Origin of the sequence: Streptomyces sp. NPDC048644 (assembly GCF_043199105.1) — a bacterium.
Classification (GTDB): Bacteria; Actinomycetota; Actinomycetes; order Streptomycetales; family Streptomycetaceae; genus Streptomyces.
The window spans coordinates 1-21,829 of the sequence record NZ_JBICVO010000015.1 but is presented as its reverse complement, the minus strand read 5'-3'; the positions used below and the strand labels follow the sequence as shown (position 1 = coordinate 21,829).

Annotated in this window: 19 protein-coding genes; 7 read left to right on the top strand and 12 right to left on the bottom strand. The window is 73.0% G+C overall.

The features are described from left to right. Positions 1-4 precede the first annotated feature (4 nt). Genes ACGFNI_RS27820 through ACGFNI_RS27800 form a run of 5 tightly spaced genes read right to left on the bottom strand, consistent with a single transcriptional unit; the run spans position 5 to position 5,129 of the window. Positions 5-1,081: a DUF4255 domain-containing protein gene (locus tag ACGFNI_RS27820; RefSeq protein ID WP_393687414.1), complete on the bottom strand. Its 1,077-nt coding sequence runs from the start codon at positions 1,079-1,081 to the stop codon at positions 5-7. A gap of 4 nt (positions 1,082-1,085) precedes the next feature. Then, positions 1,086-1,844, bottom strand: coding sequence for a hypothetical protein (locus ACGFNI_RS27815; protein WP_393687413.1), 759 nt, complete (start codon positions 1,842-1,844; stop codon positions 1,086-1,088). Then, on the bottom strand, positions 1,837-2,628 hold the full coding sequence (locus ACGFNI_RS27810; protein WP_393687412.1) for a hypothetical protein: 792 nt from the start codon (positions 2,626-2,628) through the stop codon (positions 1,837-1,839). The genes ACGFNI_RS27815 and ACGFNI_RS27810 overlap by 8 nt, the downstream gene beginning before the upstream one ends. A 29-nt stretch (positions 2,629-2,657) precedes the next feature. Further along, positions 2,658-3,182 carry a phage tail protein gene (locus ACGFNI_RS27805; RefSeq protein ID WP_393687411.1) on the bottom strand — a complete coding sequence of 175 codons (525 nt, stop codon included), beginning with the start codon at positions 3,180-3,182 and terminating at the stop codon, positions 2,658-2,660. A gap of 42 nt (positions 3,183-3,224) precedes the next feature. Beyond that, positions 3,225-5,129, bottom strand: a complete 1,905-nt coding sequence (locus ACGFNI_RS27800; protein ID WP_393687410.1) for a phage tail sheath family protein — start codon at positions 5,127-5,129, stop codon at positions 3,225-3,227. 817 nt (positions 5,130-5,946) lie between these two features. Here ACGFNI_RS27800 and sucC point away from each other — a divergent pair. Continuing rightward, positions 5,947-7,125 carry an ADP-forming succinate--CoA ligase subunit beta gene (gene sucC / locus ACGFNI_RS27795; RefSeq protein WP_393687409.1) on the top strand — a complete coding sequence of 393 codons (1,179 nt, stop codon included), beginning with the start codon at positions 5,947-5,949 and terminating at the stop codon, positions 7,123-7,125. 20 nt (positions 7,126-7,145) lie between these two features. Further along, positions 7,146-8,030: a succinate--CoA ligase subunit alpha gene (gene sucD, locus ACGFNI_RS27790; protein WP_393687408.1), complete on the top strand. Its 885-nt coding sequence runs from the start codon at positions 7,146-7,148 to the stop codon at positions 8,028-8,030. 156 nt (positions 8,031-8,186) lie between these two features. On the opposite strand, the gene ACGFNI_RS27785 is transcribed toward sucD, so the two are convergent. Next, complete coding sequence (locus tag ACGFNI_RS27785; RefSeq protein ID WP_393687407.1) at positions 8,187-9,515, bottom strand: RNA polymerase sigma factor; 1,329 nt, start codon at positions 9,513-9,515, stop codon at positions 8,187-8,189. Between the two features lie 143 nt (positions 9,516-9,658). Here ACGFNI_RS27785 and ACGFNI_RS27780 point away from each other — a divergent pair, with 143 nt between their 5' ends. Continuing rightward, positions 9,659-11,704 carry a DUF6350 family protein gene (locus ACGFNI_RS27780; RefSeq protein ID WP_393687406.1) on the top strand — a complete coding sequence of 682 codons (2,046 nt, stop codon included), beginning with the start codon at positions 9,659-9,661 and terminating at the stop codon, positions 11,702-11,704. A 61-nt stretch (positions 11,705-11,765) separates the two neighbouring features. On the opposite strand, the gene ACGFNI_RS27775 is transcribed toward ACGFNI_RS27780, so the two are convergent. Next, positions 11,766-12,812 (bottom strand): hypothetical protein, encoded by a 1,047-nt coding sequence (locus ACGFNI_RS27775; protein WP_393687405.1) that lies wholly within the window; start codon positions 12,810-12,812, stop codon positions 11,766-11,768. Positions 12,813-13,147: 335 nt separating this feature from the next. On the opposite strand from ACGFNI_RS27775, the gene purN reads away from it, so the two are divergent. Then, positions 13,148-13,798 (top strand): phosphoribosylglycinamide formyltransferase, encoded by a 651-nt coding sequence (gene purN / locus ACGFNI_RS27770; protein WP_393687404.1) that lies wholly within the window; start codon positions 13,148-13,150, stop codon positions 13,796-13,798. Next, entirely contained in the window at positions 13,795-15,366 is a 1,572-nt protein-coding gene (purH, locus tag ACGFNI_RS27765; protein ID WP_393687403.1) for a bifunctional phosphoribosylaminoimidazolecarboxamide formyltransferase/IMP cyclohydrolase, read from the top strand. The genes purN and purH overlap by 4 nt, the downstream gene beginning before the upstream one ends. Positions 15,367-15,462: 96 nt before the next feature. Here the strand turns inward: purH and ACGFNI_RS27760 are convergent, their stop codons facing one another. The 5 genes from ACGFNI_RS27760 to ACGFNI_RS27740 form a co-directional block, all read right to left on the bottom strand. Beyond that, entirely contained in the window at positions 15,463-16,026 is a 564-nt protein-coding gene (locus ACGFNI_RS27760; protein WP_393687402.1) for a peptidase inhibitor family I36 protein, read from the bottom strand. 123 nt (positions 16,027-16,149) lie between these two features. Next, positions 16,150-17,709, bottom strand: coding sequence for a protein kinase (locus ACGFNI_RS27755; protein WP_393687401.1), 1,560 nt, complete (start codon positions 17,707-17,709; stop codon positions 16,150-16,152). Continuing rightward, a complete protein-coding gene (locus tag ACGFNI_RS27750) occupies positions 17,706-18,464 on the bottom strand; it encodes an FHA domain-containing protein (RefSeq protein ID WP_393687400.1) in 759 nt (252 codons plus the stop codon). Before ACGFNI_RS27750 ends, ACGFNI_RS27755 begins: the two co-directional genes overlap by 4 nt. Positions 18,465-18,647: 183 nt before the next feature. Then, entirely contained in the window at positions 18,648-19,208 is a 561-nt protein-coding gene (locus ACGFNI_RS27745) for a hypothetical protein (protein WP_393687399.1), read from the bottom strand. A gap of 156 nt (positions 19,209-19,364) precedes the next feature. After that, positions 19,365-20,141, bottom strand: a complete 777-nt coding sequence (locus ACGFNI_RS27740; RefSeq protein ID WP_393687398.1) for an RDD family protein — start codon at positions 20,139-20,141, stop codon at positions 19,365-19,367. A 245-nt stretch (positions 20,142-20,386) separates the two neighbouring features. Here ACGFNI_RS27740 and ACGFNI_RS27735 point away from each other — a divergent pair, with 245 nt between their 5' ends. Both ACGFNI_RS27735 and ACGFNI_RS27730 read left to right on the top strand, forming a co-directional pair. Further along, positions 20,387-21,241: a bifunctional methylenetetrahydrofolate dehydrogenase/methenyltetrahydrofolate cyclohydrolase gene (locus tag ACGFNI_RS27735; protein ID WP_393687397.1), complete on the top strand. Its 855-nt coding sequence runs from the start codon at positions 20,387-20,389 to the stop codon at positions 21,239-21,241. 1 nt (position 21,242) lies between these two features. After that, complete coding sequence (locus tag ACGFNI_RS27730; protein ID WP_393687396.1) at positions 21,243-21,689, top strand: DUF3017 domain-containing protein; 447 nt, start codon at positions 21,243-21,245, stop codon at positions 21,687-21,689. The last annotated feature ends 140 nt before the right edge of the window (positions 21,690-21,829 follow it).

Below are 21,829 nucleotides of genomic sequence, written 5' to 3'. Positions count from 1 at the left end.
CGCGTCAGCCCTCCTTGCCGGAGCCGGAGCCGGAGCCGGAGCCGGTCTCGGAGCCGGTCTCGGAGCCGGTGTCGGTCTCTTGGGCGGGGGAGGACGCCGCGCCGCCCGCACCCGAACGCGGCGACTCGGGAGCCGACTTGGCGGCCTTGCGCTGCGCCCGGCCCGCCGACGCCTTCTTCGCCGCCCGGCCGCCCGTGCCGCCGACTCCCGCGGCTGCCTTCCGCGCCGCCCGCGTGGACGCCCCTGCGGCCCGGCCGCGCGCCGCACCCGCCGCCTCGCCTTCCTGCGGACCGCCGTCCCGGCCCGCGCCGCCGGCCTTGCGGTCCGCCGCCTTGCCGTCGTCGCCCCCGGAACCGCGCGCCGTCGCCGCACCGGCTGTGTCTTCCGCCGGATCCGCGGCCCCCGCGCCCCCAGCGACCTGCGCGCCCCGCTCCGGCGCGCTCACGACGGCCGAGGGCTCCGGCGCCCCCGGCGACCCGAACGGATGGACGTGCACATCCGGCCGCTCCACCGGCTTCGCCGGAATCGGCTTCTCGCGTCCGTCGACCAGCACCAGGGCCGCCTGATAGCAGACCGAGAGGACGTACGGGGTCTGGTGGAGCATGCCCCAGAGCTTCGAGGTCTCGTCGATGTCCATCTGGGTCGGCGTGAAGCGGACCTTCTGGATCGCGTCGGCGAGGTCACTGCCCGCGAGATACGGCCGCCGCGCCGCCTCCTCGATCAACTCCCGTGGCAGTACGGGTATTTCGTGCAGGGTGCGGATGACGGTGCCCAGCAGCCGCTGCCCGACCAGCTCGGTCTCCTCGCCGAACGCGCTGATCAGGAAGTGCAGGTCGAGCGGCGCCGCGGGGCGCTTGAGCAGCGTGCCGTCCGACGCGCGGGTCGGCAGGTCGCTGTTGCGGAGCGAGACGTTCGGGGTGACCTGGTAGAGGAAGACCGTGATCGTCGGCTCGGTGGGCGGATCGGCCGGCGGCCTGCGGGTCTCGACCGAGACCGCCATGTCGATCTCCGGCCGCAGATTGTTCTCCAGCAGCAGCGCAAGGGCCTGGGTGACGGTGGCGATGGCAAGTGCGTTGCTCATGGCGTCAGTTCCTCTTCTCGTCGCGGGAGAGGTAGTCCGTGAGGCTCAGCGCGGGCCCGCGCCGCGCCGTACGGGCCGGAGCTGCGGCCTCCCCGCGTGGCTGGCCGCCCGCCGCGGTGACTTCGAGCCGGCCGATCTGTACATGCACCACGCGCTCCGCCGGGCGCCCGCTGCGGCGGCCCGCCCCCTGCCGGGCGGCGGCGCCGCGCACCGCAGCCGCCAGGTCGCCGCGCGGGCGCGCCGCACCGGCCGGGACCGGAGCGGCGGCCGGAGCGGGGACGGCCGGGCGGACCGAAGGCCGCCCGGCAGCGGTGCCGTCGTCCCCGTCGTCCCCGGCAGGCCGCACCGGCCGCTGCGGCTCGGCGGCGGCAGGCAGGGCCCGCCCGGTGACCGGCGCGGCGGGCCGCAACAGGGGCGCGGCTGAGGGCCGTACGCGCTCCCCGCCGTCGTCCGGTACGTCCTGCGGCACCGGACCCGGCCTGACCACGGTCTCCCGCTCCGTGGTCCGCACCTCCCGCTCGACGCGGGTGAACGCGTGGCCGGTCGGCGGCGCGGCGGCGGGCGGCGCGAGCAGACCGGGCGCAGGACCCTCGTCGGCACGCCCGCCGCCCAGCGACTCGATGCGCTCGAACGGCCCGGGGAGCCGCGGGCGCACGCGGGCGGGACGGCCCGGAGCGTCCGCCGGCAGGCCGGGCGGCCCGGCGGCGGGCGCGGCTGCGTGCCGGGCCAGCAGCCGGTCGAAGTAGTCGGGCAGCTCAGGCATCGGCGCACAACTCCAGGTAGTAGCGGCGGCGTTGCGGGCTGAGCGCGAGGATCTCCGGCTCGCTCCAGCCGTAGGCGGTGGCGAGCAGATGGACGTCGAGGAGCACGTCACGGGCCCAGGCGTCCAGCTCGGTCCACAGGTGGTCGGCGATGTCCAGCTCGGCGGGGGTGGCCTCGCCGCACTCGGGGCAGGCGATGCTGAGCGTGATCTCGGCCGCCGGGTCGGCGCGTTCGGCCGCTTCGGCCAGCAGGCGCCGCACCGTGTCGGGCAGCGCGCCCGGCAGCTCGTCGGCGGGCAGCGGCGCGCCGTCCCGGGTCGCCGAGACCGTGCAGCGGGCCAGCAGCAGCTGCTGCGGGTCGGGAGGGCCCGGTGCGGCGCCCGGACCGGCGAGCGCGCGGGAGACCGCGGCGAGGTCGGCGACGGTGGGCAGCCGGAAATCGACCACCCAGCCGCCGTCGGCCACCCGCAGCACCCCGCCGTCCGCCGCCCCGCCGTCCGCCGCCGCGCCCGCCGCCGGAGCGGCGAACTGCGCCGCGTCGAGGTCGAACTCCATCGCCTCGGCACACCCGCCGCACTCCACCCGCACCTGCATCCGCTCGCCGAACAGCGCCCGGCGCAGCCCGAAGAGGTCGGCGGCGCGCCGGCCGACCGGCACCGCGAGCAGCGCGTCGGTGCCGGTCTCCGGGCGGGCCGCCCGGTGCAGCAGCAGGGCGCGCCCTGCCGCGTCCCGGTCGAGCCCCGCCTCCCAGGTGGCCAGCAGCTCAGCGGGCCCCGTCAGCGCCATCCCTCACCCCCGTCCGGCAGCCCCCGCGGTCAGGCGGGATGCGTGAACGACGGTTCCTGCGGCTCGGGCACCTCGTAGTCGCGCTCCCAGCCCTCGCACTCCAGCTTCAGGCTCTGGATGGCGACGGCGTTGGCGTTGGCGTCCATCTCGCCCAGGACCTGGTACTCGCTCGGCCAGGACCGGTAGATCTTGTGCGAGACGGCGACCTGCCCGGCTTCGTTGAGCACCTGGATGACGATGTCCTTGCGGAAGTCGGCCAGCGACACCTCGGATCCGAGACCGGCGCCGACCTGCCAGACCTTGTTGGCCCAGCGGTCGAACTCCGGGTCGTGGGTGACCCCGCGCTCCAAGGTGATCCCCTCGAACTCCGAGCGGCCAGGAGACTTGCGCGGAGAGCTGGGGTCGCCGCCGTGCCGGTGCTTGACGACCTCGGTGGTGCGCTTCAGCGGACTGATCTTGCTGACACCCGCGACCGTACGCCCGTCCCACAGGACCAGGAACTTGAAGTTCTTGTACGGGTCGAAGCGATGGGCGTTGATCTGAAACTCAGCCATCGGATTCCTTACGTCCCTTTCCCTCGCGTCTCCCACCGGACGTCAGACGTCGAACTGACCGGCCATCTGCTGGATCTTGACGATCACGAACTCCGCGGGCTTGACCGGCGCGATGCCGACCACGACATTGACGATGCCGCGCTCGATGTCCTCGTCGGTCGTGGTGTCCTTGTCGCACTTGACGAAGTACGCCTGCCGCGGAGTGCCGCCCTTGAAGGCGCCCTTCTCGAAGAGCGAGTGCAGATAGGCGGAGGCGTTGAGCCGGATCTGCTGCCACAGCTGCTCGTTGTTCGGCTCGAAGACCACCCACTGCAGGCCGCGCAGCAGGCTCTCCTCGACGTGCAGCGCCAGCCGCCGCACCGGGACGTACTTCCACTCGCTGTCCAGACCGTCAGCGCCCTCCAGGGTGCGGGCACCCCAGATCAGCGGGCCGACCATCGGGAAACTGCGCAGCACGTTCACGCCGAGCGGGTTGAGCAGCCCGTTCTCCCGGTCGGTGAGCTTGACGGTCAGCGAGTGCACCCCCGTGAGCCGCGCCTCGGTGCCTGCCGGTGCCTTCCACACCCCGCGCTCGCTGTCCGTACGCGCGATGACGCCGGCGACCGCGCCCGACGGCGGGAAGGACCGCAGCCTGCCGGTCAGCGGGTCGGTGAGCTGGAGGTGCGGGAAGTACAGGCCGGAGTGGTTGCCGCGGACCGGTGTGAAGGCGGCGATGCCCGCGCGGGCCGCGTCCACGCTGCTCCAGGCGGCGGGCGCGTCCACCAGCAGGAAGATCCGCCGCTCCCTGCAGAGCCGCTCGGCCGCCGACAGCACCGTGACCATGTCATCGGTGCTCTCGTACGACGCCAGCTCGGGCAGCGCCAGCAGATTGACGTCGTGGACGTCGCGCAGCGCCTGGATTCCGGTCTTGCGCGACTCGCTGCCGATGAGGTCGCGCGGGCCCGGCAGTTCGCCGTCCTCGCCGCCGCACAGCGGGAAGACCGGCGGGTTGACGGACGCTTCGAGGCCCAGGTCGTTGGCGCACTCGCCGACGAACCTGACCACGTCGTCCGGGTCGGTCGAACCGGCCACGACCTGGATGCGGCGCCCGAACGCGATGACCTCGGCCCCGGCGAACGCGTGCTTGCCTGGAGCGTCGGGCAGCGCGCGCAGTTGGTGTTCGAGCAGCAGCGCCAGCTCGGTGACGGTGCACGGCGCCGGGCCGTCGCAGTCCGGGTCGTAGAGCGTGAACTCGCGCTCCACCTCGCCGATCTTCACCGTCAACTCGACGTTGAGATCCGGGAGTTCGTGATGGAACGCCTTGGAGACGGTGCCGGATGGGTCGGGGCGGCCCTCGCCGACGACCGCGACGCGGACCAGTGCGGACCCGGCGTTGACGACGGTCTCGGCGTACCGGCCGTGGCCGGGATCCATGGACAGCCCGGAGAACGCCTCACGGGCGGTGCCGTGCGCGTCCAGCACCTGGAGGTTGAAGGTGTGGTCTTCAGAGGGGCGGCGCGAAGCGCCTCCTGCAGGGTCGGTGGCCGGGCGACGGGTGGGCGTGTCGTAGTCGACGGCGACCCGCAGGCCGGAGCCCCAGACGCCTGGCTCCTTGGCGTGCACCTCCAGGACCGGGCACTGGCTGTGGCCCTCGGTGGACTCCAGGGTGACGCAGGCTTCCCTGCCGGTGTGCGCCTTGGCGACCCGGACGATCACCGCGACGGTGCCGCCGTTGCCGAAGAACTGGTGGACGGCGTAGCCGACCGGGCTCTGCGAGGTCAGCCCGCCGAAGCGGCGCTCGAAGTCGGCGAAGCTGGTGATCCGTACCGGGTGGTTGTGCGGGCCGCGCCGGGTGTGGCCGACGAAGGCGGTCACGGACGTGGTGACGGTGGTGATGCTGCGGATGCTGCTGGGAAGCTCTTCGACATAGACGCCGGGATAGGTCGTATGTGTCGGCTGGGTCAGCATTCCCTCTCCAATCCCTTCAGGCACCGAGTGTGAGGACACCAAGAAATCGAGAAAGTCGGGAGGAGTGGCGGGAGGAAGGGGGAAGGGGCGGTGGGGTGCGGGAGAGCCCGCGACCACGTCGTTGCCTGCGGTCACGCATCCCCCCACCACCCATCAAGTTCCCCCGTCTGCACCCGGTGCCAGCGGTCTGTCGACCTGCCTGCACGGGACCAAGCCCGAAGCTTGTGACTCCTGATGCGTAAGTGCTCAACGCAGTGTCCGCCAGGGGGAGTTGAGGGTCAAGAGAGCATTCAGGACAGGGCGTGCGCGGGAAATGTGACGGGTCATCGCATCTCCTCCGCACAACAAGTGCCCCGCCTTCCGAAGCGGAATCACGCGACAAGGGGCGCGCGGGTGCGTACCGGTGAAAGCCGCCGCGCGGGGCGCGGGGGAGCGGGTACGGCGGGTGACCGCCCGCCGTATGCCGGGTGACGCGCGGTGACGCCGAAACGCGCCCCGCCTTGGGCCACGGGAAGGAATTCCGGCCGCGGCGCGACGTGAGCCGTTCCACAACGACGGGCGCCGGCGCGTACGAATCCGCCGGTGTACGGCGCCTCGGCCATGGAATCTGTGACCGTAATCACCGCCACAGTGTGATCTGTGATTTAGGGCCGCACGTCCCACGGCGATAACCTGCGAGACGGACATGCCGCGTATTCGGTCACCGTGTACGCATCCCCTGTGACAGCGCCGTCACGTTGCCCTTCGCGGCACGCCCATCGCAGAGAACGACCCGCGATCACTACGGCGATTCTGAGAAGACAAGGGACGGACGCGCGTGGACCTGTTCGAGTACCAGGCGAGGGACCTCTTCGCCAAGCACGGTGTACCGGTGCTGGCCGGTGAAGTCATCGACACGCCTGAGGCAGCCCGCGAGGCGACCGAGCGTCTTGGCGGCAAGTCTGTCGTCAAGGCCCAGGTGAAGGTCGGCGGCCGAGGCAAGGCCGGCGGCGTCAAGCTGGCCGGCGACGCCGACGAGGCGGTCGCCCGCGCGACCGACATTCTCGGCATGGACATCAAGGGCCACACGGTCCACAAGGTGATGATCGCCGAGCTGTCCCCGGAGATCGAGGCGGAGTACTACGTCTCGTACCTCCTCGACCGCACCAACCGCACCTTCCTGGCCATGGCCTCGGTGCAGGGCGGCATGGACATCGAGGAGGTCGCGGAGAAGACCCCCGAGGCCCTCGCGAAGGTCCCGGTCAACGCCGTCGACGGCGTGGACATCGTCAAGGCTCGCGAGATCGTGGCCCAGGCGAAGTTCCCGGCCGACGTGGCCGAGGGTGTCGCCGAGGCCATGGTGACCCTGTGGGACACCTTCGTCGCCGAGGACGCCCTCCTCGTCGAGGTCAACCCGCTGGTGAAGACCAAGGACGGCCGCATCCTGGCGCTGGACGGCAAGGTCTCGCTCGACGAGAACGCCGACTTCCGCCAGCCGGAGCACGAGGCCCTGGAGGACAAGGCTGCGGCCAACCCGCTGGAGGCCGCCGCCAAGGCCAAGGGCCTCAACTACGTCAAGCTCGACGGCGAGGTCGGCATCATCGGTAACGGTGCCGGTCTGGTCATGTCGACCCTGGACGTCGTCGCGTACGCCGGTGAGAACCACGGCAACGTGAAGCCCGCCAACTTCCTCGACATCGGTGGCGGCGCCTCCGCCGAGGTCATGGCGAACGGCCTGGAGATCATCCTCGGCGACTCGGACGTCAAGTCCGTGTTCGTCAACGTCTTCGGCGGCATCACCGCCTGTGACGAGGTCGCCAACGGCATCGTCCAGGCCCTGGAGCTGCTCAAGTCCAAGGGCGAGGACGTCACCAAGCCGCTGGTCGTGCGCCTCGACGGCAACAACGCGGAGCTGGGTCGCAAGATCCTTTCCGACGCCAACCACCCGCTGGTGCAGCGCGTGGACACCATGGACGGCGCGGCCGACAAGGCCGCCGAGCTCGCGGCTGCGAAGTAAGGACGAGGGACTCCAACACCATGGCTATCTTCCTCACCAAGGACAGCAAGGTCATCGTCCAGGGGATGACCGGCGCCACCGGCATGAAGCACACCAAGCTCATGCTGGGTGACGGCACCAACATCGTCGGCGGCGTGAACCCCCGCAAGGCCGGCGAGAAGGTCGACTTCGACGGCACCGAGGTGCCCGTCTTCGGCACCGTCGCCGAGGCGATGGAGCAGACCGGCGCCGACGTCTCCGTCATCTTCGTGCCGCCGAAGTTCGCGAAGGCCGCCGTCGTCGAGGCGATCGACGCGGAGATCGGCCTCGCGGTCGTCATCACCGAGGGCATCGCCGTCCACGACTCCGCCGCCTTCTGGGCGTACGCGGGCTCGAAGGGCAACAAGACCCGGATCATCGGCCCGAACTGCCCCGGCCTGATCACCCCCGGCCAGTCCAACGCCGGCATCATCCCGGGCGACATCACCAAGCCCGGCCGCATCGGTCTCGTGTCCAAGTCCGGCACGCTGACCTACCAGATGATGTACGAGCTGCGCGACATCGGCTTCTCGTCGGCCGTCGGCATCGGTGGCGACCCGGTCATCGGCACCACCCACATCGACGCCCTCAAGGCGTTCGAGGCGGACGCCGACACCGACCTGATCGTGATGATCGGCGAGATCGGCGGCGACGCCGAGGAGCGTGCGGCCGACTTCATCAAGGCCAACGTCACCAAGCCGGTCGTCGGCTACGTCGCGGGCTTCACCGCGCCCGAGGGCAAGACCATGGGCCACGCCGGCGCCATCGTCTCCGGCTCCTCCGGCACCGCCCAGGCGAAGAAGGAGGCCCTGGAGGCCGCCGGCGTCAAGGTCGGCAAGACCCCGTCGGAGACCGCCGTTCTGGCGCGCGAGATCCTCAACGGCTGACCGCAGCCGCACGGCAGCACCGGACCCGTCCGGCGCACCCGGCCGCGGGCCCGCACCCTCAAGTGGTGCGGGCCCGCGGCCGTTTGCGCGGCATGCCCCGAACCGAGCCGTACGCGACGGGCGCCGCCTGCCGCACGTCACGCCCTGCCGCGGACGTCACCGCGGCGGGGCGCTCCCGGCTCCCTGACCTGCCGGGTGCCAGGTCGGCGGCGCGGCCGGGGGCACGGCCCCGTGCCCGGCGGCGGGACCGGGGCGGGGGCGCGGCCCGGGGCCCACGCGCGGCTTGCCGTCATCGGCGCCGTCGCCATAGCCGTCCTCCCCTTCGTCACCCCCGCCCTCCCCATAGCCGTCCGCCCCCGGCTCGTATGCGTCACGGCCTGCGTCACCGCCGTCGGCCGCGCTGCCGCCCGTCGGCTCGCCGCCGCTTTCCGGTCGCTTCGCGTGCCCGCCGTCCGCCCGGGTGCCGGGCGCGGCAGACGTGGCGGGCGCCGTCGGCACGATCACCTCCGGCGGATGCACGGCCCGGTTCGGCGCGGTGAGCAGCACGAACGCGGTCGCCGTCGCGAGCAGCGCGATCATCCCGAACGCGCCCCTGGTGATCCGCCGGGCGGTGCGCTCGCTGCCGCCGCGGACCGCAGCCGCGGCCGAAGGCGCCACCGGCTGCGCGGCGGCCAGCACCGCCAGCCGCCCGTGCAGGATCTCGCCCTGCCGCGCCACCGATGCCCCTTCAAGCCCGAGTTCGGGCAGCCGGCCGGCCACCGTCTCGCGCGCGTGGGTCAGCCGCCCCGCGGTGGCCGGAGTGCTCGCCTCGATCTCGGCCGCGGTCTCGCAGAGGCCGAGCCCGACACCGTCGTGCAGCAGCAGCGTGCGCCGGTACGCGGCGGGCAGCTCAAGCAACGCACTCAGCAGCGCACGGTCACCGGGCCCCGCGGGCGGCGGCGCGGGTGCCTTCGGTGACGGCTTGTCGGCCGCCCGCCTCCAGGGGCGCATCCGGTGCCACGGCGACAGCGCGTACTCGTACGCGGCAGCCCGCACCCAGCCGGCCGGATCCCGGTCCACCGCCACCTCGGGCCACCGCTGCCAGGCCAGCTGGAACGCCCGCTCCACCGCCTCCTGAGCGCGCCGTGGCCGCCCGGTGAGGAGATACGCCTGCCGGATCAGCCCGGCCGCGTGCCGGTCGTAGAGCGCGTCGAACGCGGCGACGGCCCCCTCACCCGGCAAGGGCGGTGCGGGCCCGGTGTCCGGCGCCTCCTCCCGGGCGGTCACCAGTGGCAGCTCCTCGGTGTCGTCGGCGGCGAGCGCGTCGGTGGCCTCAGCGGCCTCAGCGGCCTCAGCGGCCTCAGCGGCCACCGGCTCGGGCGACGACCGGTCCCTGGCCCGTTCGTCCCGCCGCTTCCCGGCGCCCCGTTCCCTCGTCTTCCGCTCCGGCCGGTCCGGCTGTCCGCCCGACCGCCGACGCGTCTGCTGCTTCCTGCGCTGCCTCATGCCTGCCTCCACACGGCCCCCGACGGATCGATGAAAGTCGCACCAGAAGACAGTGTGAAAAACGGAACAAGCGGAAGGTGCGCGACACGTCGGGCATTTGCTCACTACGCGGATGAATCAGGTGTTGTTGGCAGCATGGCGCTGTGAGCCAGCTGACCGATCGTGGCCCGACACTGTCCCCGCACGGCCGGACCGCCGCGCAGCGCTCCTCCGCGATCAGCGGCGCCTTCTTCAGCGGCGTGACGGCAGCCGGTCTGGGCCTGGGCGTGCTCACCGTCGCCGTACTCCTGATCTGGGTCGCCTCCCCGTACCCGGGCAGCGACCCCACCGGCGCCCTGCACCTCGCCGCCGACCTCTGGCTGCTCGCGCACGGCGTCGACCTGGTACGCAACGGAGCCCTCTCCGGAACCCCCGTACCCATCGCCCTGACCCCGCTGCTGCTGACCGCCCTGCCCGTCTGGCTGCTCCACCGGGCCACCCGGCACGCCCTGGCGGACGCCGACGACCAGCCCGCTGACCCCTGGGCCGAGGTCCCGGCGCGGAGCCGGCTGGGCGCGCTGCTCGCCGGGTACCTGCTGGTCGCCGCCGGTGCTGTGCTGTACGCGTCGACGGGCCCGCTGCGGGCCGTGCCGCTCAGCGCCGCGGTGTGCGTGCCGGTCGCGGCCGTCGGCACGCTCGCCGTATCGGCCTGGCGGGTCCTTGGGGCCGACGAGTCCGACGAGTCCGACGGGCACGGTGGCGCAGCGGGCTCGGAGCTGGCTCCGGGATGGGTGCGGCGGCTGCTCGCGGTGCTGCCGGGCGGCGTGCGGTACCTCGTCGGCGGCCGGCGGCGCACCGCGGTACGCCGCTCCGCGACCGCGGCCGTCCTCACCCTGCTCGCCTCGGGCACCGTGCTGACGCTCGTCGGGCTCGGGCTGCACGCGGGCGAGGCCAGGGGTGACCTCTTCGGGCTCGCGTCGGACTGGGCGGGCCGGGGCGCGGTCCTGGTGCTCTGCCTGGCCCTGCTCCCGAACGCCGCCGTCTGGGGCGCCGCGTACGGCCTCGGCCCCGGCTTCACGGCCGGGGTGGGCGGCACGGCGGGACCGCTGGGCACGGCAGCCCCGCCCGCGCTGCCGCACTTCCCGCTGCTCGGCGCGCTGCCGGACCCGGCCCCCGTCACGCCGCTGACCTGGGCGGTCGCCGCCGGTCCCGTGCTGGCGGGGATCCTGCTCGCCCGGTACGTGGCGCATCATGCGGCGGGCTCGGGCGGTGCGGGCCGTCCCTGGCGGCGCCGGACGACGGCGGCCGTCGCCGGGCTCGCCGCCGTGGCCTGCGGGGCGGCGATGGCCGGGCTCGCCGCCCTGTCGGGCGGCGCACTGGGCACCGGACGGCTCGCCGTCTTCGGCCCCACCTGGTGGCTGACCGGCCTCGCCGCCGCGGGCTGGACGGCCCTGACCGGCATCCCGTGCGCCCTCCTGCTCCGCGCCTGCCGCCTGAGGTCGGCGCGGCGCCGACGCACCGAGAAGCAGAAGGACGGCCGGGGTCTGCGCCGCTTCCTGGGCGGGCGCCGGGGCAAGCCGACGGACGCCGATCCGGGCGCCGCGGTGCCGGTGCCGGACGTGCGCGTGGCCGACCCGGAGGGGCTGATCCCGGCCGGGGAGGCGCCGGAAGCGCCGGTACCGCACGCCGCGGGCGCGTCGGGGCCGCATACCCCGGAAGCGCCGGAGCCGGTCGCCCCGCAGCCCGCTCCGGTGGCGGAGAGCGAAAGGGCCGATGCGCCGGATGCGAAAGGCGGCGGCTCGCGGTGGTCTCGTGGTGCGCGTACCCGGAGGCCGGGCCCGGACGGGGCGGGAACCGGGGAGCGTGCGGCGCGGAAGGGGCGGATGCGGCGGGAGGAGCGGAAGGCGCGGAAGGCCGCGAAACGGCGGAAGGGCGGTGCGGAGGGTGTCGATCGGGAGACGGCCGAGCTGTACGGGCTCGACCGCGTCGTGCACCGTTACGACCCCTGGCACGAAGCGGACACCCGGGCGGCCCGCTGGGCGGAACTGCGGGTCCGCTCCCACGACTTGATGGCCGACTTCCCCGACGAGGCCGAGCCGCCCCGGACCGAGACCCCGCGGACCGGGACCTCACGGGCCGAGCCCGCGCACGGAAGGCAGCCCGAAGGCGCACCGGCCGGGACGGAGCCCGCGGCGGAAGACGGCCGCTGACCCGGCACCGGCCCGGTGCGGCAGGGCCAGGGGTTCCCCGTTACTCCCGCTGCTCCTGCTCCTACTCCTGCACGCTCAGCAGCGGGCGGAGCTGTTCGGGGAGCAGCTTTTCGCAGGACTTGGCGGCCGACTGCGTCAGGGCGTCGTCGACGCAGGTGAAGTAGTCGCGGTAGACGAGCTGCACGGCGAAGGTCGCGGCCACCATCATGAGGGCGAGACCCGCCACCACCAGGCCGCTGATCGCGGCGGTCGTCTGCGGGCGGGTGGACTGCGGTGCGGCGGGACCGCCGGGCGCCGGAGCGCCGTACGGGCTGCCCCGGCCCGCATCGGCGCCGTCGGCCGAAGGCGCAGGCAGGCCCTCCATGGCCGCCGTCGTCGCTGCGGCCTTCGCCTTCGCGGAGGATCCTGGCTTGGCGCGGAGCGAGCTGATGCCCCAGTAGATGGCCAGCGCGCCCAGCAGGAGGGCGACCTCCGGCAGGTTGAAGAGTACGAAGAAGAACGCCCACATGCCGCCGAGCAGCGCGTAGCGTGCGCGCCGCTGGGCCGGGTCGGTGGGATCCCAGCGCAGGCCGCCGGGTGTGCCGGGACCGCCCTGGCCGCCGCCCTGCTGACCGCTGCGGCCCGGCCGGGTGCCGAAGCCGCCGCCCTGCCGTCCCGGCTGCTTGCTGCTCCACTGGCTGCCCCAGGCCGGCGGCTGCTCGTCGCCAGGCGTCTGGCCGTCGTCGCCGTGGTGGCTGTGCGCGTGCTGGTGCCGCGGGCGCCACTCCTGGTCGGGTGTGTCGGCGGGCGGCGGGGCGAAGGGGTTGTCACGGTCGGGCGCGGCGGGCTCGTCCGGCGTCGGGTCCGGGGAGCCCCGGTCCTTGCCGGGGCCGCCGTCGCCCTCCGGTCCTGCGGATTCCGACGAGCCGGAGCCGTCGCCCGTGCCGGACGAACCGGAGCCGCCGGACGAACCCGTGTCCGACGAGCGCAGGGCGCCCGTGAGGCGTGACGGGCCCGATGCGTCGGGGGAGGGGGAGGACGACGTGGCGTCACGCGGCAGCAGGACCGCCCCGGGGATGGTCGCGGGCAGCGGGATGAGGAGGGCCGCGCGGCGGTGTCGGTCCGGCATCTGGAGTGTGTCTTCCCCTTGTCTCGGCCGCCCTTCCGGCTGGTGGGCCGGGCGGACGATTACCACGAACTGCATGCGTTCTCAGGCCCGACGCTACCTCCCGTGCCCGCCCCCGTCCCGTGGGGGCCGCGCGGTGTGCCGGTATCGTTGCTGACGGTCGGCGCCTTCGTAGGGTTCCCCGTATTTCCGCAACCCATGGCTTCGTACGACTGCACAAAGATGTCGGTCGGGCGCGCTGCCGGGGGCCGTGCGGGTGCCGGCCGGTACCAGGGGCGCCACCGCACCCCGCACGACATCCGCACCGCAGCAGCACCCACGCGAGAAAGACCCCCATCGTGGATCCCCTTCGCCCTCCGTCCCGCCCGGACGCCGCCCCCGCCCGGCTCGTCGTCCTCGTCTCCGGATCGGGCACCAACCTCCAGGCGCTGCTGGACGCCGTCGCCGCAGCGGGGCCCGCCGCCTACGGAGCCGAGATCGTCGCGGTGGGCGCCGACCGCGACGGCATCGCGGGGCTCGACCGCGCCGAGCGGGCCGGCCTGCCGACGTTCGTGTGCAAGGTCAAGGACCACGGCGACCGCGCGCAGTGGGACGCCGCGCTCACCGAAGCGACCGCCGCGTACGCGCCCGACCTGGTGATCTCGGCCGGCTTCATGAAGATCCTCGGCCGGGACTTCCTGGCCCGCTTCGGTGGCCGGATCGTCAACACACACCCGGCCCTGCTGCCCAGTTTTCCCGGTGCCCACGGCGTACGCGACGCGCTCGCGTACGGCGTGACGGTCACCGGCTGCACCGTCCACTTCGTCGACGAAGGCGTCGACACCGGGCCGATCATCGCGCAGGGCGTGGTGGAGATCCGGGACGAGGACGACGAATCCGCGCTGCATGAGCGCATCAAGGAAGTCGAGCGCACTCTGCTCGTCGAGGTCGTGGGGCGTCTGGCCCGGCACGGCTACCGCATTGAGGGACGAAAGGTACGTATCTCGTGACCGCCACCGCCGAAGGTACGAAGCGGCCCATCCGCCGCGCTCTGGTCAGCGTCTATGACAAGACCGGTCTCGAAGAGCTGGCGAAGGGCCTGCACGCGGCGGGTGTCCAGCTCGTCTCGACCGGCTCGACGGCCGGGAAGATCGCCGCCGCCGGGGTTCCGGTCACCAAGGTCGAGGAGCTGACCGGCTTCCCCGAGTGCCTGGACGGCCGGGTCAAGACCCTGCACCCCAAGGTGCACGCCGGCATCCTCGCCGACCTGCGGCTCACCGACCACCAGCGGCAGCTCGCCGACCTGGGCGTCGAGCCGTTCGACCTGGTGATCGTGAACCTCTACCCGTTCCAGGAGACCGTCGCGTCCGGCGCCACTCCCGACGAGTGCGTGGAGCAGATCGACATCGGCGGCCCGTCGATGGTCCGCGCCGCCGCCAAGAACCACCCGTCCGTGGCTGTCGTCGTCAACCCCGGCCGCTACGACGACGTGCTCCGGGCCGCGTCCGGCGGCGGTTTCGACCTCACCGCCCGCAAGCGGCTTGCCGCCGAGGCGTTCCAGCACACCGCGGCCTACGACGTCGCCGTCGCCTCCTGGTTCGCGGACGGCTACGCCGCCGCCGACGACTCCGGCTTCCCCGAGTTCATCGGCTCCACCTACGTGCGCAAGAACGTCCTGCGCTACGGCGAGAACCCGCACCAGGGCGCCGCGCTGTACACCGGCACCGCGGGCGGCGGCCTCGCCGACGCCGAGCAGCTGCACGGCAAGGAGATGTCCTACAACAACTTCACCGACACCGACGCCGCCCGGCGCGCCGCCTACGACCACGCCGAGCCGTGCGTCGCGATCATCAAGCACGCCAACCCCTGCGGCATCGCCGTCGCCGACGACGTCGCCGAGGCGCACCGCAAGGCGCACGCCTGCGACTCGCTGTCCGCCTACGGCGGCGTGATCGCCGTCAACCGCCCGGTGTCCGTGGCGATGGCCGAGCAGGTCGCCGAGATCTTCACCGAGGTCATCGTGGCGCCCGGCTACGAGGACGGCGCGCTGGAGGTCCTCTCCCGCAAGAAGAACATCCGCGTGCTGCGCGCCCCCGAGGCGCCGTCCGCGCCCGTCGAGGTCAAGGCCATCGACGGCGGCGCGCTGCTCCAGGTCACCGACCGGCTCCAGGCCGATGGCGACGACCCGGCGGCCTGGACGCTGGCGGCCGGCGCGGCGCTCAACGCCGACGAGCTGGCCGAGCTGGCCTTCGCGTGGCGTGCGGGCCGCGCGGTGAAGTCCAACGCGATCCTGCTCGCCAAGGACGGCGCCACGGTCGGCGTCGGCATGGGCCAGGTCAACCGCGTCGACTCCGCCAAGCTCGCCGTCCAGCGCGCGGGCGAGGAGCGGGCCCGTGGCGCCTACGCCTCGTCCGACGCGTTCTTCCCGTTCCCCGACGGCTTCGAGGTGCTCGCCGAAGCGGGCGTCAAGGCCGTTGTCCAGCCCGGCGGTTCGGTCCGTGACGAGCTGGTCGTCGAGGCCGCCGAGAAGGCCGGCGTGACGATGTACTTCACGGGGGCGCGGCACTTCTTCCACTGAGCCGCGGCCGTCGCGCTGCGGCGGTGCACGACGACGGGCCCGGCCCGTGCCTCCTGCGAGGCACGGGCCGGGCCCCGTTCCGTCCGGGCCGGGTACTCAGCCCGCGACGGCGCTGGCCCGGTTGTCGAACGAACCGAGACCGGCCGCGTAGCCGGGCGCGCTGAGGTGGATCACCTTGCCCTTGCCGCCCGCGAACTGCGACAGGCCGGCGAGGTCACCCTTCTTCTGGTTGTTGCGCCAGGACGACGTCGCGTTGTCGAAACCGTAGTTGTCAAGGTTGTCCCAGTGGCCCTCGTTGAAGATCAGCCGCCGGCCGCCGCCGTTCTTGTTCTTGAACAGGCACACCCAGCCGTTCGCGCAGGCCGGGATGGCGGTCGTGTCGGCCTTGGCGCCGCGCCGCAGCGCGTCGGTCGACACCTTGTACCCGCTGGCCTTGTCGGCGGCTGCGGCGGTCGGGTAGCAGCGGACGTCGTCGGCCGCGAACACCGCGCACGCCTTGGCGCCCTGCCAGCCCTTGGACAGGTCGATGGTGCGGCCCTGGTAGCTGGCCAGCACGCCGTGCGAGGCGGCCGGCGTGGCCTGTGCGGTCTGGGCGATTCCGGTGACGGCGATGCCGCCGGCGAGTGCGGCGCCGGCCACGGCTGTGAGGATCTTGCGCATGACGTGTTCCCCTTTCGCACCGAACGGATGGGCGGTGCGATCCCGTTGCGCCACCCCCGTGATGGCACTCCCACACCATCCCGGCGCCGTTCGCACCCGGGAACCTCGTACCTCTGAGGGTCGTCAGGCCGCCGGTGGGGTGTACTCCTTGAGGTGCGCGGTGAACCGCTGTACGTAGGGCCGGAGTTGGGGACGGATGCCGCGGGCGAGGTTCACCTTCTGGACCGAGGTGCGGTAGGAGGCCGCGATGGCCGCCGGGCGGGCGCCCTTGACGTCGGGGGACAGGCTGCGGGAGATGTCGCAGAGATAGCGGCCGGCCGCGGGGATGGATTCCTGGGGCGGGAAGGGCGGCTGCATCGCCCGCTCGCCGCCCGCCGGACGCTTCTCTCCCGGGATCCAGTAATAGAGCACGTGCGGGGTCCAACGGGCGATGCCGTACTCGTCCTTGTCCGGGTCGGACAGGTCAGGGTCGAAGTTCGACTCGGTCTTCAGGAGGGCGGCGATCAGCGCCGGGGTGATGTCCCGGCTCTCGCAGTGGTGCGCCGCGTCCACGATCAGCTTGCGGTAGGCGACCGGCACGCCGCGGTCCGTCCGCAGTTCGCTCGCGCCGTACGCGGCCGGGTCGGGCGGCTGCTCGCGGAGGGCGTAGGTGCCGCCGGCCGCGAGGAGCGCCGCGGCGGTGGCGGTGGCCGCCCAGGTCCGGCGGCGGATGCGGCGCGGCCGGAGGCGGGGGAGCCGCGGTGAGCGGCCGGTGCCCGCAGCCGCTTCGACCCGCGCGAGGAGTGCGGTGGCGTCGTGTGCGGCACGTTCCTCGTGGGTGCGGGCCAGGCAGTCGGTGACGATCTGCCGCCAGGCTTCGGGGAGTTGTCCTGACAGGCGTAACGCGTCCTGGCCGCGCGCGTAGCGCAGCAGGCTGTCGCGGCGGGCGGCGGGGCTGCCGCCGGGCAGCGGCAGCGAGCCGGTCAGCAGGAGGTGGGCCAGGACGCCGAACGCCCAGATGTCGGCGGTGGGGCGGATCTGCCTGCCGTGGTCGGAGATCTCCGACCAGAGGAGTTCGGGCGGGGTGTAGTCGGGGGTGGCGAAGGCCGGCGCGTAGGCGTGGGTGCCGTTCATCTCGGCCGCGAGGTTGAAGTCGCCGAGGCGTACGGACACGTCGCCGCGTCTGCCTTCCGCGCTGCCGGGCGGCATCAGCAGCACGTTGCCCGGCGTGAGGTCGCCGTGCACCCACCCGGCGTGGTGGAGCTGGGCGAGGCCCTCGCAGATCTGCGCGAGCAGGGCGGGCGCGGCGGCGACAGGTCCCGGCGGCGAGCGCCTGAGCAGGTCGCCGACGGAGCCTTCGGCGCGCTCCAGGACGAGGACGGTGGCGCCGTCGAGGGCGGGCCGTCCGGGGTCGTCGACGGTCAGGGCCTCGAACATCCGGATGAGGCGGGGGCGTTGGAGCCTGCGGTGGATGTCCAGCTCGCGGCGTGCCATCTCCTGGAGGTGACGCAGCTGGCGCGGGGTGCGGGTGCCGGTGGGCAGGATCTTCAGGGCGGCGTCCGCGGGCAGGCCGTCGGCGGGGGCGCTGGTGTGCGCGGCGTAGACGCTGCCGAACGCGCCGGACGCGAGCGGTTCGCCGACCGTCCAGCGGCCGATACGGTAGCCCGCCGGCACCGGAACGGTGGGCCTGGCCCCGGCCGTCATGCCGCCGTCCGCCGGTCCAGTACGTCCAGGTCGTCCTCGCCGACCAGGTCGAAGCGGAGCGCGAGGGAGACCAGGCTCTCCTTCTTGCCGTTGAGCCGCGGGCCGCCGTCGGCCGCCTCCGGTGGCTGCTTGATGCGGAGTTTGACGGCGAGGTAGTCGATGTTCCACTGGACGGCGGCGCGGGCCGCGGCCGGCCACACCGGGCGCAGCCGCGCGATGACCTGCTCGACGGTCGGCAGCGGTGCGTGCGGGGTGCCGCGCAGCCGCGGTTCGCAGAGCGCGGCCAGCACCAGGAAGTACCGCTTGGTGCGGTCCATCGGGAAGGCGGGCGCGGTGAGTTCGCCGCCGGGCGGGCCGTCCTGCTCCGGCTGTGCGTAGTCGTGGCGCGGGGCCCAGATGTCGAAGCTGAGCAGGTCGCCGGATGCCGGGAGCACCACGCGGGAGAACTCGAAGGGGACCGGCGCGTCGACCCGGCCCGGAGCGATCTTGATGTGCTCGCCCGCGCCTTCGGGGTTCTCCACCACGTACGTCTGCCGGGCGCTGTGGTTGCTCAGCGTCCAGTACGTCCCCGTCGCGGTGATCTCGCCCGCCGTACGGGAGACGCCGTCGTGCGCGATGGTCAGGTGCCTCGGGGGGTGTGGCGCGGCCGGGCGGGCGCCGGGGCCGCGGCCGAACGTGAGGGATTCGCCCGGACCCAGGCGGATCTGGTCGACGGGTCCTGAGCAGTGCGCGGGCACCACGATGATGCTGTGCATGGTCGTTCCTTCCCCCGAGAAAACCATGGGAAGGGTAGCGGCGGAGAATGATCGAAATCAGCCCGTAGCGGGAAATTGGGGTACGGCTGTTACGGGGCGTGAGGACGGCCCGCGTACGGCGAAGGCCCCCTCGCCGTGCGGGCGAGAGGGCCTTGCGGGGGTGGCGGGCCGGAGCCGCCGGGGTCAGTAACGCGGCCTGTTGAACCAGGCGTTGCCGTCGTCCTTCGAGGCGAAGGCTATGACCAGGATGCCGAGCACGGTGTGCACCAGACCGAGGGGGAAGACCAGGAAACTGGCCAGGGTGTTGGCGACACCGAAGACGATGGTGCCGATGCGGACGCCGCCGCCGCCGTTGCCGAACTGGAGCGCCAGCGTGACCGCCACCACCGTGAAGATCACGATGAGCACGATCAGCGCGATGAGCAGGCCCTTGCCGACGTTCAGCGCGGTCGCCGTGTCGTGGCTCTGGTACGGCGACGCGTTGCGCGCCGCCTTGCTGACGCCGCCGAGACCCGCGACGGCCCCTACGAGCCCGATCAGGTTCAGACCGGCGAGCACGAACAGCATCACGCGCGCCGCCTTCACCCCGCCCGGCATCCTGCTCAGGTACGGCCCGGCGGGCGGCATGCCGCCGCCACCCGGGTAGGGGCCGTACGGCGCGGGCGCCGGCTGCTGCTGCGGGTAGCCGTAACCGGGCTGCTGGCCCGGAGGCGGACCGTAGGGATTCTGGTTCGGATAACTCACGAGCAGTGTCCTTCGGGCGTCTTGAGCGGAAGAGCGGTGCGGAAATGCGGTGCGGGAGGCCGGCCGGGATCCCGCACGGTGCCGCGAAGGCCCCCGATCGCGCAGGTGCGAGGGGGCCTTCGCCGGCGGTTCAGGTCGATGTGACCCGGGTCGGGGTCACTGGGTCTTGACGACCACCGAGCCGACGGCCTTGTCGGCGAAGGTCTGGCCCTTGTCGTCCCACAGCGGCCACAGGTAGCCGATGTAGCAGGCGATGCTGTCCAGGAAGTGGGCCAGGCGGCGGACGAAGGCCATGCCGAAGCCGAGCGGCTGACCGGTGGCCTCGCGCACGGTGCGGATGCTGAGGGCCTTCTTGCCCGGGGTCTGGCCGGTGCTGCCTTCCTTCACCAGGATGAAGATGCCCGCGGCGAAGGCCAGCAGGCCGGCCAGCGCGATCAGGATGAAGGAGATCGCCGGGAAGGTGCTGGACGACGCCGCGTCGATCGCGTCCAGGCGGCACTGGGTGTCGTCGAGCGCACAGCCGGAGTAGTCCGGGGTGACCGGGCCCGACGAGCCGGCGACGGCGAACGCGACGATGTAGAGCACCAGCGGGATCAGGCCGACGATCAGGCCGTCGATGAGGAAGGCGCCCACCCGGGAGCCCCAGCCCGCGTAGCCGGTCGGCATTCCCATGCCGGGCATGCCGGGCTGACCCGGGTAGCCGGGCATCTGCTGCTGCGGGTAGCCGTACGGCTGCTGCGGGGCGCCGGGCGCCTGCTGCTGCGGGTAGCCGTAGGGCTGCTGCGGCGGAGCCTGCGGCGGGCCCTGCTGGGGGTAGCCGTAGCCGGGCTGGCCGCCCTGCGGGGGCACCGGCGGCTGCTGGCCGTACGGCGCCTGCGGCGGGGCCTGCGGGGGCTGCTGGCCGTACGGGTTGTTGGGGTCGCCGAAACTCATGTGGTGATTTCCTCCGTTGGGTCAGTGGGGGACGACGCGGGCGCGACTTCGGAGGAATACAAGTTTCACTTGGCCCGCCCCCGATGATGCCTGCGGCACTGAGCGACAATCCTTCTAGCTGCGTGTGAACGTTGTCCAGTCAGGGCGGGAAGGTGTTGTGCAAGTGCAATGAACCATTCCGTGATGCGGGGCCCGCCCGCGCCCGGATTGGAACGCGACCGCCCCCATCCGGGAAGATGGGGGGTATGAGCGCCCAGATTCTCGATGGCAAGGCCACCGCAGCCGCGATCAAGTCCGAACTGACCGTCCGCGTGGAGGCGCTGAAGGCCAAGGGCGTCCAGCCCGGTCTCGGCACCGTACTGGTCGGTGACGACCCCGGCAGCCGCTGGTACGTCAACGGCAAGCACCGCGACTGCGCCCAGGTGGGCATCGCCTCCCTCCAGCGCGAACTGCCGGAGACCGCCACGCAGGAGGAGATCGAGGCGGTCGTACGGGAGCTGAACGACAACCCCGAGTGCACCGGCTACATCGTCCAACTCCCGCTCCCCAAGGGCATCGACACCAACCGCGTGCTCGCCCTCATGGACCCGGACAAGGACGCCGACGGCCTGCACCCGATGAGCCTGGGCAAGCTCGTGCTCAACGAGACCGGGCCGCTGCCCTGCACCCCGTACGGCATCGTGCAGCTGCTGCGCCGCCATGACGTCGAGATCAACGGCGCGCACGTGGTCGTGGTCGGCCGCGGGATCACCATCGGCCGGCCGATGCCGCTGGTGCTGACCCGGAAGTCGGAGAACGCCACGGTCACCCAGTGCCACACCGGCACCCGTGACCTGTCCGCGCAGCTCAAGCAGGCGGACATCATCGTCGCCGCGGCGGGTGTGCCGCACATCATCAAGCCCGAGGACGTGAAGCCGGGCGCCGCCGTGCTCGACGTGGGTGTCAGCCGGGACGAGAACGGCAAGATCGTCGGGGACGTGCACCCCGGGGTCGCCGATGTCGCCGGCTGGGTCGCCCCGAACCCGGGCGGTGTCGGGCCGATGACCCGCGCCCAGCTGCTGGTCAACGTCGTCGAGGCGGCCGAGCGGTCGGTCGGCTGACGTGGGTGCCGAGGCGCAGGCCGACGGAGCGTCCGAGCCGCAGCGGGCCACTCGCCGCTTTCCGCAGCTGACGCGGGACACCGCTCGGCCGCAGGGCGGGGGCAGGGCGGCGCCGGGCGGGTTTCCGGCGCCGGCCAGGCAGTGGCCGCTGCTGAGCGTCATGGGCGGGGTGGCCGTGGGGCTGCTGCTGGTGGCGTTCGACGTGACCCGGATCGGGGCGATCCTGATCGGGCTTTCCCTGTTGGGGGCGGCGGCGTTGCGGTGGGCGTTGCCGTCGGTGGGGATGCTGGCGGTGCGGTCCCGGTTCACGGATTTGGTGACGTATGGGGGGCTGGGGGTGGTGATTGTGCTGTTGGCGTTGATGGTGCAGCCGAAGCCCTGGGTGCATGTTCCGTTTTTGGAGGATGTGGTGCACTTCACGGTTCGGGGGGATTCTTCGGGGGCGTGAAGTGGGGTGCCCGGTGGCGGGTGCCCGGTGGCGCGGTGGGTTCGCTGGTGTGTGGGGGTGGGGTGGGGGGGGGGGGGGGGGGGGGGGGGGGGGGGGGGGGGGGGGGGGGGGGGGGGGGGGGGGGGGGGGGGGGGGGGGGG

What these genes read in the sequence shown, in the direction of transcription:
- ACGFNI_RS27820 (WP_393687414.1), bottom strand. Translation starts at nt 1,081, where the DNA reads ATGAGCAACGCACTTGCCATCGCCACCGTCACCCAGGCCCTTGCGCTG.
- ACGFNI_RS27810 (WP_393687412.1), bottom strand. Translation starts at nt 2,628, where the DNA reads ATGGCGCTGACGGGGCCCGCTGAGCTGCTGGCCACCTGGGAGGCGGGG.
- ACGFNI_RS27785 (WP_393687407.1), bottom strand. Translation starts at nt 9,515, where the DNA reads ATGAGGCAGCGCAGGAAGCAGCAGACGCGTCGGCGGTCGGGCGGACAG.
- ACGFNI_RS27755 (WP_393687401.1), bottom strand. Translation starts at nt 17,709, where the DNA reads ATGACGGCCGGGGCCAGGCCCACCGTTCCGGTGCCGGCGGGCTACCGT.
- ACGFNI_RS27760 (WP_393687402.1), bottom strand. Translation starts at nt 16,026, where the DNA reads ATGCGCAAGATCCTCACAGCCGTGGCCGGCGCCGCACTCGCCGGCGGC.
- ACGFNI_RS27750 (WP_393687400.1), bottom strand. Translation starts at nt 18,464, where the DNA reads ATGCACAGCATCATCGTGGTGCCCGCGCACTGCTCAGGACCCGTCGAC.
- ACGFNI_RS27735 (WP_393687397.1), top strand. Translation starts at nt 20,387, where the DNA reads ATGAGCGCCCAGATTCTCGATGGCAAGGCCACCGCAGCCGCGATCAAG.
- ACGFNI_RS27775 (WP_393687405.1), bottom strand. Translation starts at nt 12,812, where the DNA reads ATGCCGGACCGACACCGCCGCGCGGCCCTCCTCATCCCGCTGCCCGCG.
- sucD (WP_393687408.1), top strand. Translation starts at nt 7,146, where the DNA reads ATGGCTATCTTCCTCACCAAGGACAGCAAGGTCATCGTCCAGGGGATG.
- ACGFNI_RS27800 (WP_393687410.1), bottom strand. Translation starts at nt 5,129, where the DNA reads ATGCTGACCCAGCCGACACATACGACCTATCCCGGCGTCTATGTCGAA.
- ACGFNI_RS27815 (WP_393687413.1), bottom strand. Translation starts at nt 1,844, where the DNA reads ATGCCTGAGCTGCCCGACTACTTCGACCGGCTGCTGGCCCGGCACGCA.
- ACGFNI_RS27805 (WP_393687411.1), bottom strand. Translation starts at nt 3,182, where the DNA reads ATGGCTGAGTTTCAGATCAACGCCCATCGCTTCGACCCGTACAAGAAC.
- ACGFNI_RS27740 (WP_393687398.1), bottom strand. Translation starts at nt 20,141, where the DNA reads ATGAGTTTCGGCGACCCCAACAACCCGTACGGCCAGCAGCCCCCGCAG.